Here is a 17,018-nt window from a genome sequence, read left to right on the forward strand (position 1 = left end):
GAAAATTCAAAATGCGGAATTAGTTTTGCATCCACAATTTAGAAAACAAAACAATTAAAAATCATTAAAAAAGGTATTAAAATTTAAAATTATGAAAAAGTTATTTTTAGCTGGTGCTTTTGCACTTTTCGGACTTTCAAATGCTCAAATCCAAAAAGGAAACTGGATGGTAGGTGGACAAGTAGCTAATATGAAGTTCACTAATGGATTCAACTTATCCCTTACTCCGCAAGTAGGATACTTCATCGAGGACAATTGGGCAGTAGGTGGAGAAGTTGGCTTATCTATCGCTGACCAAACTAATGGTGGTACTACTACTAATATTGATTTGGGTGCTTTCACAAGATACTACTTTGGTCCTAATGAAGTGGATAGCATCTTGAAAAATGGAAGATTCTTCGCACAAGGTAATGTAGGATTTACTGGCATCAATCAGTCTTCTGGAGCTACTACCAATGGTGTAGGATTAGGAATCGGAGCTGGATATGCTTATTTCCTTACCCCTAATGTAAGCCTTGAAGGTCTATTAAAATTCTCTGGTGTAGCTGGTGGTGGAAACCAAAACTTCAACGGAAACCTTGGTCTTAATGTAGGATTCCAAATCTACTTGCCAAACGCTAAAGCAAAACAAGTACTTAAGGATAATCAATAATAGATTATCTTTCCATAAAAATCTAAAAAGAGGCTATCCTTATGGGATGGTCTCTTTTTTTAACAAATATATATGAGAAATATCATAGAAATTATATTAACAGAATATTAATAAAAGTTTACCTTTGCCGCCGATAATTTAATTATTAGAACTAATGAAAAAAGTATTTTTACTAGGTGCTTTTGCACTTTTCGGAGCAATGAATGCTCAAGAGTCTGGGTTTGAAGGTAAAACATTTGTAACAGGACAAGTAGGTTTCGGTACTTCTGGTACAAGCGGTTCTGATGCTTCTACAAGTGAAGTTGCTATTGTTCCTGCAGTTGGACACTTTGTATCTCCTACCATTGCTATAGGTGCTGGTATTGGGTACGAATCAAGCACAAACAAAACTAACGCTGACAACAAAACAACAGTATCTGCATTTGTAGTTAAGCCATTTGCTAGAAAGTATTGGTCTGTAGCTGACAAGTTCTATCTATTCGGGCAGCTAGATGTGCCAATGGCGTTTGGAAAAACTAAAACTACTGTAGCTGGAAAGTCTTATGAAGGTGGTAAAGAATCTTCTTTTGGAGTATTCCTAAGACCAGGTCTTGATTATTTCTTAAGCAACAACTGGACTATTGAAGCTACTATCGGTGCTTTGGGATATAACTCTACAAAACCAGATGGTGGAAAAAGTGCTAACACTTTTGGGTTAGGTCTTAACTTCTCTGAAATCAACTTCGGAGTGAAATATGTATTCTAATCCCTTTTAGGAAACATACTAAATACCATTAAGTGATGTGGATTTTATCCGCATCACTTTTTTATTATAACAATACTTTAAAAACCTCTAAGAGCTTTTATAAAAAGCTCGCCACCTTTTTAAAAATACAGGCGAACTTTCCCAAAAAGCAGGCGGGCTTTTCAGGAAACGCTAGTAACCTTTTTAGTAAAAGGTCTAAACCTTTTAAGCTAAAGTAGAAACGAAAACTGAACATCTATCAATAATCTTACGCAGATCCAGCGGAATAAAACAAATTGAATCCGTACATCATTTTCAGCCCTACTCTACATAAAACTCTCAATCATTTTTTCTATTTTTGTGCCATTATGTCGGTGATTACCCTTACTTCAGATTTTGGTCTTACAGATTATCGTGTAGCAGCCATCAAAGGGAGCATTATCTCTCAGAAAGATGATGCTACCGTTGTGGATATTTCTCACGAAATAGAAGCTCACAACCTTTTGCAGACCGCCTACATCCTCAGAAATGCGTATAAGTATTTCCCGAAAAACAGCATACACATTATTTCTGTAGATAGCCTCTATAGAAAGGAAGTGAAAAGTATCATCTACAAGGCAGATGGGCATTATTTCATTGCGGCAGACAATGGGATTTTAGACCTTATCTTCTTTGATATCAGACCTGATGCTATCTATGAAATTACGCTCAACAACCGATTTGATGATGTGGTAACCTCCAGCACTATAGACATCTTTGTTCCAGCTGCTGTACACCTGCTGAAAGGCGGCGTGCCAGAAGTGATTGGTAGAAAAATAGAATCCATCAAAGAGGCGGCTTTCCCAAGGGCAGTACACAACGAAAGCGAAAAAATGATTATCGGTGAAGTGATGTACATTGATAATTATGGTAATCTGGTCTCTAATATCAATAAGAAATTCTTTGAAAAAATCCGAAACAGCCACACGCAATATGACATCAAATTCAGAAACTTAGCCCTTTCCAAAGTGCACCATCAGTACACCGATTTTATCAAAGATTGGAGCAAAGAGAAGGAATACCACGGCAAAGCCGTAGCGGTTTTTAATGAAGCTGAACTCTTAGAGCTCTGCATCTATAAAGGCAACAAAAACAATGGTGCCAAAACCCTCTTCGGACTCAATGTGGGCGAGAAAATCTATATTCAATTTAAATAAATAACTATGGCATATCTTATCTTAAAAGCATTACACATCATCTTTATGGTGAGCTATTTTGCAGGAATTTTTTACCTTGTAAGGATTTTTGTTTACTACAAAGATACCGATGATTTTGAAGCTACTAAGCAGAAAATCCTCCGAGAGCAATATGTCTTTATGGCACGTAGGCTTTGGAACATCATCACGGTGCCAGCTTTTGTCCTAATGGCAATCACAGGAATATCCCTCATTTTCCTTAATACTGGACTGATGAAAAGCCCTTGGTTTCATTTAAAACTCACTTTTCTCATCGGGCTATTGATCTACCACTATTGGTGTTGGAAAAAAATTCTAACCCTGAAAAGCCTACACGGCAACAGCTTGAATAATGCGAATATCCAGCTACGCCAAGCGAATGAAATTGCAACATTCCTCCTTTTCCTCATCATCTTCACCGTGATTTTAAAGGCGGGTATTTTAGCATATTGGTGGCAATTATTATTAGGATTTATCGTTTTAGTGGTGGGCATTACGCTCATTGTAAAATTGGTGAATAAAAATAAAGGTTAAAAAGCTATAAAGTTAGAAGGTTATAGAGTTAGGAGGCTGTAAAACCAACAAACTTTAATTGATAGTTGATAATTTACAATTGATAATTATTAAAAATGAATGCAATTTTAAAAAAAGAACTGTGGAGTTTCTTTGGCAATTGGAGTGCTTGGCTCATCATTGCCGCATTTAGCCTGATAAGCACCCTATTCTTGTTCTTTTTCGATAACGATTCTAATATCTTTGAAATCGGAATGGCATCTCTGCAAAGCTATTTTGCACTATGCCCTTGGCTGCTGATGTTCATTATCCCTGCCCTTTCTATGAAGTCTTTTGCAGAAGAGCAGCAATCTGGGACGCTCTATTGGCTTTTTGCCCAGTCTATTTCCATTGTTCAGTTGGTTTTAGGCAAATTACTATCCGTTATCATTGTGGGTTTTCTTTGCATTATTCCTTCCTTGGTTTACCTGTACACCATTTACGCTTTGGGAATCCCCGAAGGCAATTTGGATTTTGGAGCTACCTTGGGAAGTTATCTAGGGCTTTCTCTTCTTGTTGCGGCATTTTCGTCTATTGGTGTTTTAGCATCGTCATTATCTTCCAATCAGATTATGGCTTATTTATTAGGCGTTTTACTTTGCTTTTTCCTTTACTTCGGGATTGAACAATTGGCAAGCTACAAACTATTGGGTGGGGTAGATTACTACCTTTCCAATCTGGGTGGTTATCAGCATTATATCTCTCTATCTCGCGGACTGGTGGACAGCAGAGATGTATTCTACTATCTCCTCATTATGGCAGTTGCTATAGCCCTCACCTCATATTTTGTACAAAAGAAAAAGCAACCTTAATTCTTCAAAGAAAATGAAAAAATCTTATTTCACCTATATCACCATCCTCGTTATTCTTTTGGCAGGAACCTTTGGGCTGTTTTCCACCCGCTGGGATTTAACCCAAGAGCAACGCTATACCCTTTCAGAGTCTTCTATTTCTGTACTGAAATCCATTCAGAAACCAATGATGGTAGAGGTTTATTTAGAAGGAGATTTCCCTGCTAGCTTTAAGCAACTTCAGAATGAAACGCGTTTTATGCTGGAAGAATTTAGGAAAGTAAACCCTAAAATTGATTTCAAATTTATAGACCCTATCAAGACTAAAATGTCTCAAGATACGCTGATGGCAATGGGAATGAGCCCCTCCCGACTTCCCGATTTCAAAGATGGAAAAGTCTCCGAAATCATCTTGTTCCCTTATGCTGTTTTTAAATATGATGGCTATGGCAGCTCTTCCTCTCTCATTGTAGAACAAACGGGTATTGATGCCTCTGAACAACTCAATCGCTCCATAGAAAATCTTGAATATAATTTGATTTCCAATCTAAAATCCATCACAGAAACCCAGAAAAAGAATGTAGGAATTTTAGTTAACCAAGATGAATTGAGACCCAATGAGTTCCAAGGTTTTGTAGATATGACTTTGGAAAATTACAATGCTGGGCCTATCATCCCCAAAAACAAAGGCGAACTGACCCTAGAGGATGTTCCTACACTGAAAAAATACGATGCCCTAGTGATTGCAAAACCACGAAAGGCATTTACCAATGGGGAAAAACTGATTTTGGACCAATACATCACCAATGGTGGAAAAACCCTCTGGATGATAGATGCCGTAAATGCTGAAATGGATACCCTGAATGTTGCTCGAAAAATAATGGCATATCCCATCGATATCAATATGACGGACTTTTTCTTTAACTATGGTGTAAGGATTAATTCTGGATTAGTGAAAGATGTACAAAAATTTGCTTTACTAAGGCTGGTAACGGGTGAGGTGCAAGGCAATCCACAATACACCAGTTTGCCTTGGCCTTATTTTCCTTTGGGCATTGCCACAGATTATAACCCTATTACCAACCATATCAATCCTGTAAAATTTGAATTTCCTACTTCTATTGATACCCTGAGCAGACCCAACATCAGAACCCAAGTCTTGTTTGAATCCAGCCCTAAAACGCTCATCAAACAAGTACCGAATTATGTGGATTTAAAGGAAATCGCTAGTGTGGATAGTCTAGGACAAAACGAACGCCCTTCTACCCCGAAAATCTACGCTGTATCCCTAGAAGGGAAATTTCCATCGGGCTACACCACCCGCAGCGAACGAAATCTGTATCCTAATTTCCGTACTGAAAGCCCACACAACAAAATGATTGTAATTGCCGATGGCGACGTGGGACGCAATAAAGTGGTACAAGGCGAGGTGCTACCTCTGGGCTATGATTTGCTCACCAATCAGATGTTTGGCAACCAACAGTTTCTCAAAAATGCGTTGGATTGGCTCCTAGACGATGCCAACCTTATTGAGCTTCGCAATAGGAATATCGAAGCCAGATTATTAGACCGCCAAAGAATCAGCGAAGAGAAAACCCAATGGCAATGGATTAATCTACTCTTACCCCTGCTACTTACCGCTGTAATGGGTGGTGTAATGGTCTTCCTGAGAAAGAAAAAATTTGGATAAATATTTTAACGAAACGCTCGGTAGGCACTTCCCTATCGAGCGTTTTTTCTCTGAACCTAAATACACACTTGTTTTTTTGATTTATTTTCAATAAGAATCAATTTTAAACATCTACCATTCAATAGTACAAGTCTCCTATTAAATAGTCTATGTATACCATCAAATAGAATAAATCAATCTTTCAATAGCATACCTCTACTATTCTTCCGCAAAGGTTCACTACTATTCCGCAGAGGTCGCCCAGAGGCTTTTTTATCTACCCTTACTATTCGGCGTCCTCCCCTTTCATTAGTCAATCATCTTTTTTCCAATTTTTCAGTTCTTCACCACGGTTTTAATTCAAGAAGAAAGTGTACAGCCCATCTTGTCCGAAATGGGTAAGAAATTCACTATTGATGTCCACATATTTCCGCAAGGAAGTCAGTTCTATATGCTTGTCATCATCTGGATTTTTGATGTAAAAATGCAACTTGTGCTGCCCTTGATATTCATCAAATATTTCTGAAAAAAACTTCAAATCTTTTGGGCGTAGCTCTTGGAGTTCCATCACTACAGAGATGCTTCTAGCATACTTTTCAAAGGCTTCTTTTAGTTCTATTACATCGGTTACATTGAGGAAAACTCTTCCGTCTTTGGAAATGGTAAATTTCACTTTCAAAATCACAAAACGCTGTACATCTAGCTTATCCCTCAGCCTTAGATAATCCCTATCTCCCAATCGGAAAGAGTAGCTTCCAGAGTAATCCTCTAAAGTAACATATGCCACTTTCTCGCCACTATTCTTACTATCTCGCACCGTATATTCTGTGATGAGCCCTGCCACCATATACTCTTTAGCATTGTCGTTGAACTTTCTTTGTTCCTTATAATCCTTGATTTCCTGATATAGTTTTATCTGCTCTGCTCCGAAGGTTTTATCTCGGAAAGCGTCTATCTCATCCAAGTTTAAGAAATTGAAATTCCCTTTGGCTTCCACATTTTTTATAGGTTTTTCCTCCATTGCTTCATCCCCTTCAGAAAATTCCATATCTACCACTTCCTCCACGGCATCATCATCTTCCACGGGTGCCAACACCTGCTCCACAGGTAGTTCTTCTTCTTTTTTTCCTTCTAAAACTTCCTTTCGAGAAAGTCCTCCTTGGATAAACTGAAACTGATATTTAAACTCATCCAATGGATGGGCCGAAAGGTAGAATCCAATAATATCTTTTTCCTTGTTGAGTTTGTGCATATTAGGCCATTCAGGAGCGGGGTTTATTTTCGGATATTCTATTCTCACCTCATCAGCAAAATCTGCGAAGAGGGAGTTTTCCATCTCATTTTTACTCTCCTGAAAGCTCTGCCCGTAGCGAAGGAGCTTTTCAATATTGGTTTTTCCGCTGGTATCTATGTCGAAATATTGGGCTCTGTGGTATTGGTCTATTTCATCAAAAGCCCCTGCTACCACCAAACTTTCTACCACTCTTTTATTGATTTGGCTGGACGGAATTTTCTCAAAAAACTCAAAAATACTTTGGAAACGCCCTTCCTTTCTGGCTTCTACTATGGCTTCACTTGGACCTTCACCAATCCCCTTTATCGCCCCCAATCCGAAACGAATTTGTCCCTTATCATTCACCGCAAACTCATACTGACTTTCATTGACATCGGGTCCTAAAACATCCACGCCCATATTTTTACAATCTTCCATAAACATTGTAATCTGCTTGGTATTGTTCAGGTTGTGCGTCATTACACTCGCCATATATTCCGCAGGATAGTTGGCCTTCAGATACGCCGTGTGGTAGGCAATAAGGGCATAGCAAGTAGAGTGAGATTTGTTGAAAGCATATTCCGCAAAAGCTTCCCAGTCTTTCCAAATCTTATTGAGTTTCTCTTCATCTAGATTATTCTTCTTTCCTCCCTCCAAAAATTTAGGGTACATCTTATCCAAAACATCTTTTTGTTTTTTACCCATCGCCTTTCTTAGGGTATCAGCTTCACCTTTGGTAAAATTAGCCAACTTCTGAGAAAGCAACATTACCTGCTCCTGATATACGGTAATTCCATAAGTCTCTGCCAGATACTCCTCGTTTTCAGGGAGATCATAAACAATTTCTTCAATGCCGTGTTTTCTATTGATAAAATTAGGGATATACTTTATCGGCCCCGGACGGTATAGGGCATTCATCGCAATAAGGTCTGCAAAAACAGTTGGTTTCAGTTCTCGCATATACTTTTGCATTCCAGGAGATTCGTATTGGAAAATCCCCACCGTTCGCCCTTCTTGAAACAACTGATAGGTTTTTTCATCATCTAATGGAATATCATCTGGAATAATTTCTACCCCGTGATTAGCCTTAATGAGCTTAATAGCGTCTTTAATAATCGTTAAAGTACGAAGTCCTAAGAAGTCCATTTTCAGCAACCCTGCACTCTCTGCTACCGAGTTATCAAACTGAGAGACAATAATATCCGCATCTTTCGCCGCAATGGTAATCGGAACTAAATTGGAAATATCCTCTGGCGTAATAATTACCCCACAAGCGTGGATTCCCGTATTTCTGATGGCTCCTTCCATCTTCTGTGCAGCCGCTAATACCTCGTGCCGAGCATCGCCCTCATTATCCAAAATGGCTTTCATCTCGTCCACCAAAACCTTATCTTCTGGAGCTAATTTTTCGTATTTAGAAAATGCTTTTGCGATGTTCATCCCTGGACTTGGTGGGATAAGTTTTGCGATATTATTGGTATCTGGTATGGAAACATCCAGAACCCTGCCTGCATCTTTAATCGCTGATTTCCCTCCCAAAACGGAATAGGTAATAATCTGTGCTACATTGGTTTTCCCATATTTTTCAATCACCCATTTGATGACTCTGTCCCGCCCCTCATCATCAAAGTCAATATCGATATCGGGCATCGATATACGCTCTGGATTGAGGAAACGCTCAAAAAGCAAGTCGTACTTAATAGGGTCCACATTGGTAATCCCAATGCAATACGCCACGGCAGACCCCGCAGCAGAACCCCGCCCCGGCCCTACCGATACGCCCATTTTCCTTGCTTCGTTACAAAAATCCTGAACAATCAAAAAGTAACCCGGATATCCCGTATTGGCAATAACTTCCAATTCAAAATCCAAACGCTCTTCTATGGCAGGGGTAATCTCATCATATTTTACCCTTGCTCCCTCGTAGGTGAGGTGTCTTAGGTAAGCATTTTCGCCGCGTTTTCCACCATCTTTAAGGTCTTCTTCACTCTGAAACTCCTCTGGAATATCAAATTTTGGAAGTAAAACATCGCGTTTTAAAGTATAAGGAGAGAATTTACCCAAAAATTCTTCATAAGCATCAAAGGCATCTGGATAGTTTCTGAATGCTTGCTTTAGTTCTGCCTCGCTTTTGATGTAAAACTCTGTAGATGGCAAACCTCTTCGTTTTCCAAATCCTTTACCCACAGGGGTTGAAAGCTTTTCTCCATCTTTGATACAATAGAGAATATCTTGAATATTGGCATCAGATTTTTCGGTATAAAATGTTTCGTTCTGAGCCAGAATTTTAACCTCATATTTATCCGCAAAGCTCAATAGCACGCCATTAACGTACTCTTCCTCATCTATACCGTGATTCTGAATTTGCACATAAAAATCTTCTCCAAAAGTATCTTTCCACCATTTAAAAAGTTCCTCGCCTTTCTGCTCTCCAAATTCCAAAATCGTATTAGGAATATCCCCAAAGGTACCTGCTGTAAGGGCGATAACATCTTCTTTATACTCCGCAATCATCGCTCTGGAAATCCTCGGTACACCGAAATAAAATCCGTTTACATAGCCCAAACTGGAAAGTTTTGCTAAATTTTTGTAACCATTAAAATTTTTTGCCAAAAGCACCACCTGCGTTCTTCGGTCGGGATCGTCTTTGGTAAATTGTTTTTGCTCTGGACGATCTGAAATATAAAATTCACACCCCAAAATCGGGATTAATTCTTTCTGAGGTTCTGGTTGCTCAAAAGCTTTACCTTCCTCCTCTGCTTTCTGTTTTTCTTCCAAATAAGCTTGGTATTCCTTTTTCAGTCCTCCATTGGTTTTTTCCACCTCCGAAATAAATTTGAAGGCTCCCATCATATTCCCCAAATCTACCATTCCTACGGCTGGAAAACCGCTTTTGGTAGCTTTTTTCACTAAATCTGAAATACTGGTAGATGCTTGCAAAGAGGAGTAAATACTGTGATTGTGAAAATTGAAATACGCTCCCAGCTCCACATCGGAAGTGTCGCCAAAATCGTGTTTTTTCTTCTTTTTGGAATCGGCAACCTGCCTACGGATAACAATACCAAAGGGCTTGATGGGATTAGGATTTTCCGCTCTAAACTGCGTTACCAAATCCTCGCTAATCTTTAAATCCGAAGCGTTGATAACGCCTATCCTCAACATTTCAAAAAAAACCTGAGCAGTAGCATTCACATCGGCAGCAGCATTGTGAGCTTCATCAAATTTATAGCCATAAAGCTTCTCAAAAATCTCTTCCAATTTGGGTGGTTTCAGCCTTCCACTATTCCCCTGCGGAATCCCCACATACTCCGTACCTAGGAGCATTGTATCCGCCTTGGGCAATTCTTGCAATGGATTTTCTATATTTTTCCGATGAAATTCGGCTCCGATGATTTTATAATCAAACTCTACATTTTGTCCCACCCCAAATTTTGCCCTCTGCAAAACGGCTTTAAACTCTTCCAATACATCCTGCAAATCTCGCCCTTCCTCTTGGGCAATCTTGGTGGTAATCCCGTGGATTCTAGAAGCATTGAAGGGAATATCATAGCCTTCTGGCCTTATAATATAATCCTGATTTTCAATTAATTTTCCGTTTTCATCGTGCAGTTGCCAAGCAATCTGCACCATTCTTGGCCAGTTGTCAGAATCGGTAATAGGGGCGTCAAAACTTCGGGGTAATCCCGTGGTTTCTGTGTCAAAAACTAAATACATTTCGGAGTAGAATTTGATTTATTTTCGTCTAATTTCCTTGGGTGGAAATCGTGGTTTTACAATTAAAGTGTAAAGATAAATCAAAAAAAAATCAAAAAAAAATTGGATTTTTACGATACCCATATAAATCTATACCTCAATTACTTATAGTTCATTTAGAATATGATTGATAAAAAGTTCATCCCTCGAAAAACTTCCTTAACACTTAACAATGGACTGTAAAACAAAATGACACATCTACAATTGTAAATGTGCCATCATCGTAGCCGCAGAAGGACTCGAACCCTCACTGACGGAGCCGAAATCCGTAGTTCTATCCATTAAACTATGCAGCCTACTTATAGATTTAGAAAGTAATCTTTACACCTCCCAAAATCTGAGCTCCAAGAACTTTATAACCCTTGAAACGCTCATACTTCTGATGGGTAAGATTGTTTCCGAGTGCAAAAATACTGAAATTTTTGTGAACTTTATACTCTGCTGAGAGATTAAAATCTGCATAAGCCGAAATTTTTTCGTTAGCCTGCTCCGTAGATGTATAATTACCTGGTACAACCAAAGACTCTGTAATGCTGAAAGTGTTGGTGGTACGCTGCCCCATTAGGAAGCCTTTAAATCCTAAGTGTAATTTCTTATCTAGCATCGTGTACTGAGCTCCTAAACTTCCTTTCAGCAATGGGCGATTGAGAATTTTACTGTAGTTGTCCAATTGATATTGGGTATAATTAACCTCCGCTTCCAACACCAAATTTGCCAATGGGAAATACTGTACACTTCCATTGATGGAGTTAATTTTTCCATTGTCGTAAACAGCAGAAAAGGTATTGGCAAAATTATAAGCAGAACGGTTGAGCGTAGCGATATCATCAAACAATCCATTAGCTTTATAGAACATTATATGGTTCACTTTGCTAAAACCTGCATTAAAATCATACTTCAGATTCTCGCTGATGTCTCCTTTCATTCCGAAGTAAAAATGATATTTAGTCTCCGTAGGACGAATCATCTGGTCTGATACCAAAAATGGATTTTCTTGCAACATAGATGCGTAAGAGTTGAGTTTTAAACCTCCATCTACACCTGCATAAAATTTGAATTTCTCGCTGGCGGCATAGAGGGCTTCAGCCCTTGGAAACCAATACACTCTATTATTCCTCTCCTCATTTGCCAGTTGCAAGCCATTGTATTTCCCACTAAACAGAGAGATTTCTGAACCGAGCATTAGGTAAGATTCTCCTTTAAAGAAAGTCACTTTAGGTGTAAAATCTGTACTGAAAATCTTGCTATTATTTTGGTTTAAAAGGGAAAAATTCGAGGTTAGATATTCTACGCCCACCCCTAAATCAGCATTCATAGTAACCTCATCTATAGGCAATTCTACCGCGTGCTTGGAGAAATTTCCCAGAATAGACACTTGATTTTCTTTAGCCTTAAAATGGTCACCCAAAAAGGAACTCTTCACTCTAATATCATTCAGAAGGTTATTGGAGTAAAAATCATAATAACCATTCACCTGAAATTGATGGGTCTTTTGCGTTAAGTCTATACTAGAAGCTGGTTGTAAAGCATAGATGCCATAGTAGTTATAATCGTTCAGTTGGTATTCTGCATCAAGGTTAAATTTCCCCTGCTCACCATACGATGTTAAAAACGCTCCCACGGAACCTTGTTGCTGCTGAGAGGACCAAGGATAATCTTTTTTCAATCCTTGAGTGGAAAGATAATGGACATTAGCCCCTACCTCCATTTTATTTTCTAAAACAGTAGAAATATTGCCATCTGCCAAAAATCTACCATAATTACCATACCCTACACGGAAATATTTTTTTTGAAAATTAGCATCAAACTGCGGTGCAATATCTTCCCCCTGTATGGTAGAGGTTTTAAAATCTGAAGCTGCAGGGACATTGGTAATCTCATACTCCACTGGCACAGCAGATTTTTCCTCTGGAGGATAGTTTTTGATGCTTTCTACCGATGTTTTTTTCTTTTCTATTTTTTTCACTTCTGGAATGCGTTTTTTATCAAGAATTAAACGCTCCTCTTGGATTTGAGAAAATGCCAATGTAGAGGATGCCAGCATTCCCAATCCTAATATTTTTATGGTATATTGATTCATTTCTTAGATTGATTCTGAAAACATTAATATTAATTTCCGCTAATTACTTAATCTGTTTTTTAACTTCTTTTGCCTCCGCTACCACATCTGGAAAGTCCTGATAATTGGCTATAATTTGGTCTGCGGTATAGCTGGCTTGGTAATTATCTTTCAGTCCTATATAGTTTTTTGCCATTACCACCAAAGCTTTAGCTCCCCAATATTGCTCGGAAGCGTAGTTGTTTGCCAATTTGAAAACGGTTTCATTGGAAGATTTAAACGCTTTGGCTTTATTTTGATAAAAAGCTTTGGCATAAAGAGCCTCTGCTGCCACCTCCGTGTTAGAAGATTTTTCCAAAGAGGCATAAGCGGCTTGGGCTTCTTTATCCTTCTTGCTGTTCATCAGGCTTCTTGCCTTTATTACCTTAGCACTTTCCAATATCGCCACCGAGTTTTTAGAGTTGCTCAATACCATATCAGCATATTTCTCTGCTTGGGCAAAATTCTTTTCTTCGGCGAAAAGCTTCATCAGTTCCACCTGAGCAAAACCTCGCAAGGCGATATCCGAAGAATTGGCTAGAAGCATAAGGTATTTCTTTGCCGAAGTGCCATCTCCCTGTGCCAGATAAATCTGAGCCATTCTGGTCTGAGCTTCCTCTTGATAATCATTGGCTACCGCCGCCACTTCTTGTAATACCAATAAGGCTTTGGCATTATTTTTTGTTTGATAATAGCTTTCTCCCAATTCATACTGAGCCTGATAAAGCCCTTCACCTGTTGGGTTTTGGCTCAAATATTTTTCATACAGCGGAATGGCATTTTTATAATCTTTCTTTGCAAACCATTGTTTAGCCGTAGAAAGATGGATTTCATCTATTTCCGAAGTGTTGATTTTCACGCCCATACTCTTAGCAAATGCCTGATACCCTGCAGCATCGCCATTCTTGGCATAGATAGGCTTCGCTGCCTGAACCACTTTGGTAGCATACGCCGTGTTTTTATACTGATTACCCAATATTTTCAGTTCAGATAGGGCTTTTTCGGTTTGGTTTTGGTCAATATAATTTTGTACGCGATAGATTTGTGCATTGGCTACCAAATCATTATCAGAACTTTGCTTGATAACTTTATCAAAATAGGCGTTGGAAGATGCAAAATCGTCATTAGAAGCGTAAGCTACTGCAATTTCATAGTTGGCATCATCTACATATTCAGAGTTAGGGTATTGGGAAATCAAGCTTTTTAAAGTTTCTATCTTCGCCACAGAATCTCCTTTGAATCCTAATGCCATTCCCTTTTGATACAGGGTATAATCTGCCACTTCCGTAGTTTTATCATAGATAGCAACGGCTTCGTTTAGCTGATTATTGGCATAATAGGTATCCGCTAGACGCAGTTCTGCATCGGCTTTAAATTCTGTTTTAGGATTTTTTAAATAAGTTTTAAAAGCTTGCTGTGCCGCTTCAAACTTTCCTGATTTAAAGTAAGCATAGCCCAAATCATAATCCAATTGCTGGCGTTCTTCAAAATTTTCGTTTTTCAGTTTTTCAAACCTTACAATCGCCGATGGATAGTTACCTTTCTGATAATAGGTCTGCCCGAGCCAATAGGTAGCTCTATTGTGGAAATCTTTATTGTGAAAAAATTCCAAACTTCTTAGAAAATACTGCTCTGCGGCATCAAAATTTCCTTTGTTAAACTCCTCGGTTCCTAGGAGGAATGACACCTCTTGATCCACTTTATCCAGCTCTGGCGTGGAATTGGGCAATCGGTCTATGGCGTCCAAAGTTCCCTTATAATCCCCAGAATACAAGTAAGATTTCACCAATAGCTGGTTCATTTCCTTACTTTTAGGACTATTAGGATACTTTAAAATATAAGATTGAATCACATTGGGAGCACTTTCAAATGGATTTCCGAGGTCATAACTTAGCTTGGCATATTGCTCGTGGGCGAGTTGCTGCACATTTTTGTCATAATCCATCTGATGGGCGGAGCGAAATGCCGATAAGGCTTCTTGTTTTTTATTGGTCTGAAGGTAAGCATTCCCCAACTGATAATACGCATTTTGTGCCGTAGCCGATTGGCTGTTTATCAACTGATTGTAATAAGAAACAGCCTCTTCATACTTCTGTAATTGTGCGGCTACAAAGCCCATTTCATACAAATCACTTTCCGAAGGTGCCGTTTGCTTGTCTAGATAGTTTTTAAGGTGTGGATATGCTGAAGCGTAATCCGATTTCATAAAATAACTTTCCCCGATAATCTTATGAACCTCTGCACGATAAGCCTCTGATATATCTTCATCCAGCAAAGCATTACCCTCTGCAATGGCCCTATCATAGTTTTTATCGTTATAATACATCTGCACATAGTACGGACGCACCAGCTTGCTATACCTTTCCTCTTCTTTTATAGAATCAAAAAAACTGAAAGCTTTTTCATTGTCCCCATTGGCATAATGAAGATGTCCTAGCATATAGGCAATCTCCCCTTTATTTTGATTTTCAGAGTTTTGATATGCTTCTTCTAATGCTTCTATCGCTCCTTGAGAATCCCCCGTCATAAATTTAGCATAGCCTAGTTTTAGGATATACTCTGTATTTTCAGATTTGGAAAGTTCATATTGATTGATTTTTTGCAAGGTTTCCAAAGCTTTATTAAAATCTTTCTTCGCTAAATAATAATCTACCAAAGGAAGATTTGCCTGAGCGTAATAAGCCGAATTAGGATACTGCTTCATAAAAGCATCCAAACCTTGTTCCGCATTGTATTTCTGCAAGATTACCCCAATCACATTATCAAAAAACTGTGCCGCTTCTTTCCTAGATTGGGATAAACTTTGATGGTAAAAATATTGCCGAGCGTACTCAAATTGGGAAGCATTATAGACTTTGGTTTGGTAAAGTTGCTCCGCCAGATGGTATCGGTAATCGTTTTTATTATTGAAATATTGAGATTGCTGTGCTTCTGCCGTCCCGAAATAGAAGGCTGCTACAGCCAAAATAATTTTCTTTGAATTCATTCTACTCAATTGAAAAAATTAGTTCTAATTAAGCCAACGAAAATATAGAAAAGATATTGCTTTTGCAAGTCCGATTTTGGTTGGCAGTTGATAGTTGTCGGTTGATAGTCTTTGCTCTTTCTCTTGCTTCTTGCTTCAAAGAAGAACAGCACTCAAAACTCAACACTTAGCACTTAAAATTGGTTGTTGGTTGCTGATTGTCGGTTGTCAGTTGTCAGTTGTCAGTTGATGGTCTTGCTTTTTCTTCAAAAACTCAAAAGTAGATTTCATTTTCAAAAACAACACATCTTCCTTACCACGAATTTGCCCTACGAAATTAATATACCCCTCTAAACGATTAAGAAATTGAGACTGAGATGTACAACTTTTATACGATGAACCAAAATGTTTCTTTGTAGCATTTTCAATACCATTCATCTCCAAATCGCGAAGCATTGCTCTTATCTTTTTCAGCAATTTCCTATCAATATTCACTTTTTCATTCACCACCAAACCCGTTACTACCTGCTTCTGATACTTCGCTTTTTGATAAACTTTTTTATTATTAACGATAAAGCCTTTACTCTCAATCAATGAAATGAGTTTTGACACTTTTTCCTCTGTAAAATAAGAATCAGATGAAAAGCTCAAATCATCCGCATATCGAGAATATGTCATCTCATTTTCAGATGAATAACGACTAAGAATAGCGTCTAATTCTAAGCAAATAAGATTAGAAATCACAGGCGAGGTAGGAGCTCCTGTGGGTAATTTTCCTTCAAAAATGGTGAAAAGTGTCATTGCCATTACAATAGGCTTAGGAAAGTTAAAATACGATGAGGAAAAAAAATCATACACCTGTTTCCCTGAAATATTTGAAAAAAAATCCTTCAAATCAATGTTAAGTAAATATTTTTTTCCAACATGCTGCTTTGCATTTTCAGCGATATTACAAAATCCTTTTATCTTATTAATATTCAATACAAAACCATAGGATTCTCTAGGTCTTATACACTCATAATATGCTTGTAAAAAATAACTTAACTTCGCTTGTGCAGCCTTCAAATAACAATTAGGGGCATAAATTTCACGATTCCCATTTCGTTTTTTAGGAATTATGAATTTTTCATACTTAGGATAATTTACACTTATATTTAAAAATATGTCCGATATATTGAGAATTTTACAAAATTCATATTTAGTAGAAATGGATACAAAAAGAGCCGCATTGATTTCATAGCGTTTCATACCATTTAATACCTGAAAATCAAAACTTTCACTTCTGTAATTCAGATACCAATACCACAAATCTTTTTTATGATTTTTT

The 17,018-nt window shown here is 38.2% G+C and carries 10 protein-coding genes and 1 tRNA gene; 6 read left to right on the top strand and 5 right to left on the bottom strand.

Features of this window, described 5'->3' with window-relative positions:
- Window positions 1-91: 91 nt before the first annotated feature.
- The 6 genes from ACFFUE_RS02030 (at window position 92) to gldG (ending at window position 5,623) form a co-directional block, all read left to right on the top strand.
- A complete protein-coding gene (locus tag ACFFUE_RS02030; RefSeq protein WP_376832377.1) occupies window positions 92-652 on the top strand; it encodes a putative outer membrane beta-barrel protein in 561 nt (186 codons plus the stop codon).
- A 154-nt stretch (window positions 653-806) separates the two neighbouring features.
- Window positions 807-1,397: an outer membrane beta-barrel protein gene (locus tag ACFFUE_RS02035; protein WP_376832379.1), complete on the top strand. Its 591-nt coding sequence runs from the start codon at window positions 807-809 to the stop codon at window positions 1,395-1,397.
- Window positions 1,398-1,744: 347 nt separating this feature from the next.
- Window positions 1,745-2,572, top strand: coding sequence for an SAM hydrolase/SAM-dependent halogenase family protein (locus ACFFUE_RS02040; RefSeq protein ID WP_376832566.1), 828 nt, complete (start codon window positions 1,745-1,747; stop codon window positions 2,570-2,572).
- A 6-nt stretch (window positions 2,573-2,578) separates the two neighbouring features.
- Window positions 2,579-3,124 carry a CopD family protein gene (locus tag ACFFUE_RS02045; protein ID WP_376832381.1) on the top strand — a complete coding sequence of 182 codons (546 nt, stop codon included), beginning with the start codon at window positions 2,579-2,581 and terminating at the stop codon, window positions 3,122-3,124.
- Window positions 3,125-3,219: 95 nt separating this feature from the next.
- Window positions 3,220-3,954: an ABC transporter permease gene (locus tag ACFFUE_RS02050; protein WP_376832383.1), complete on the top strand. Its 735-nt coding sequence runs from the start codon at window positions 3,220-3,222 to the stop codon at window positions 3,952-3,954.
- A gap of 13 nt (window positions 3,955-3,967) precedes the next feature.
- Window positions 3,968-5,623 (top strand): gliding motility-associated ABC transporter substrate-binding protein GldG, encoded by a 1,656-nt coding sequence (gldG, locus tag ACFFUE_RS02055; protein WP_376832385.1) that lies wholly within the window; start codon window positions 3,968-3,970, stop codon window positions 5,621-5,623.
- 334 nt (window positions 5,624-5,957) lie between these two features.
- Here gldG and dnaE read toward each other — a convergent pair whose 3' ends face one another.
- The 5 genes from dnaE to ACFFUE_RS02080 form a co-directional block, all read right to left on the bottom strand.
- Window positions 5,958-10,589 (bottom strand): DNA polymerase III subunit alpha, encoded by a 4,632-nt coding sequence (dnaE, locus tag ACFFUE_RS02060; RefSeq protein ID WP_376832388.1) that lies wholly within the window; start codon window positions 10,587-10,589, stop codon window positions 5,958-5,960.
- A gap of 263 nt (window positions 10,590-10,852) precedes the next feature.
- Window positions 10,853-10,924, bottom strand: a tRNA-Arg gene (locus ACFFUE_RS02065).
- Between the two features lie 11 nt (window positions 10,925-10,935).
- On the bottom strand, window positions 10,936-12,708 hold the full coding sequence (locus tag ACFFUE_RS02070; protein ID WP_376832391.1) for a TonB-dependent receptor: 1,773 nt from the start codon (window positions 12,706-12,708) through the stop codon (window positions 10,936-10,938).
- Window positions 12,709-12,751: 43 nt separating this feature from the next.
- Complete coding sequence (locus ACFFUE_RS02075) at window positions 12,752-15,712, bottom strand: tetratricopeptide repeat protein (protein ID WP_376832393.1); 2,961 nt, start codon at window positions 15,710-15,712, stop codon at window positions 12,752-12,754.
- Window positions 15,713-15,919: 207 nt separating this feature from the next.
- Window positions 15,920-16,999 carry a reverse transcriptase family protein gene (locus ACFFUE_RS02080; RefSeq protein ID WP_376832395.1) on the bottom strand — a complete coding sequence of 360 codons (1,080 nt, stop codon included), beginning with the start codon at window positions 16,997-16,999 and terminating at the stop codon, window positions 15,920-15,922.
- Window positions 17,000-17,018 lie beyond the last annotated feature (19 nt).

Origin of the sequence: Bergeyella porcorum (genome assembly GCF_042427575.1) — a bacterium.
Taxonomy (GTDB): Bacteria; Bacteroidota; Bacteroidia; order Flavobacteriales; family Weeksellaceae; genus Bergeyella; species Bergeyella porcorum.

Coding starts and splice junctions, on each gene's coding strand:
- ACFFUE_RS02070 (WP_376832391.1), bottom strand. CDS start 12,708: ATGAATCAATATACCATAAAAATATTAGGATTGGGAATGCTGGCATCC.
- ACFFUE_RS02050 (WP_376832383.1), top strand. CDS start 3,220: ATGAATGCAATTTTAAAAAAAGAACTGTGGAGTTTCTTTGGCAATTGG.
- gldG (WP_376832385.1), top strand. CDS start 3,968: ATGAAAAAATCTTATTTCACCTATATCACCATCCTCGTTATTCTTTTG.
- ACFFUE_RS02035 (WP_376832379.1), top strand. CDS start 807: ATGAAAAAAGTATTTTTACTAGGTGCTTTTGCACTTTTCGGAGCAATG.
- dnaE (WP_376832388.1), bottom strand. CDS start 10,589: ATGTATTTAGTTTTTGACACAGAAACCACGGGATTACCCCGAAGTTTT.
- ACFFUE_RS02040 (WP_376832566.1), top strand. CDS start 1,745: ATGTCGGTGATTACCCTTACTTCAGATTTTGGTCTTACAGATTATCGT.
- ACFFUE_RS02075 (WP_376832393.1), bottom strand. CDS start 15,712: ATGAATTCAAAGAAAATTATTTTGGCTGTAGCAGCCTTCTATTTCGGG.
- ACFFUE_RS02045 (WP_376832381.1), top strand. CDS start 2,579: ATGGCATATCTTATCTTAAAAGCATTACACATCATCTTTATGGTGAGC.
- ACFFUE_RS02030 (WP_376832377.1), top strand. CDS start 92: ATGAAAAAGTTATTTTTAGCTGGTGCTTTTGCACTTTTCGGACTTTCA.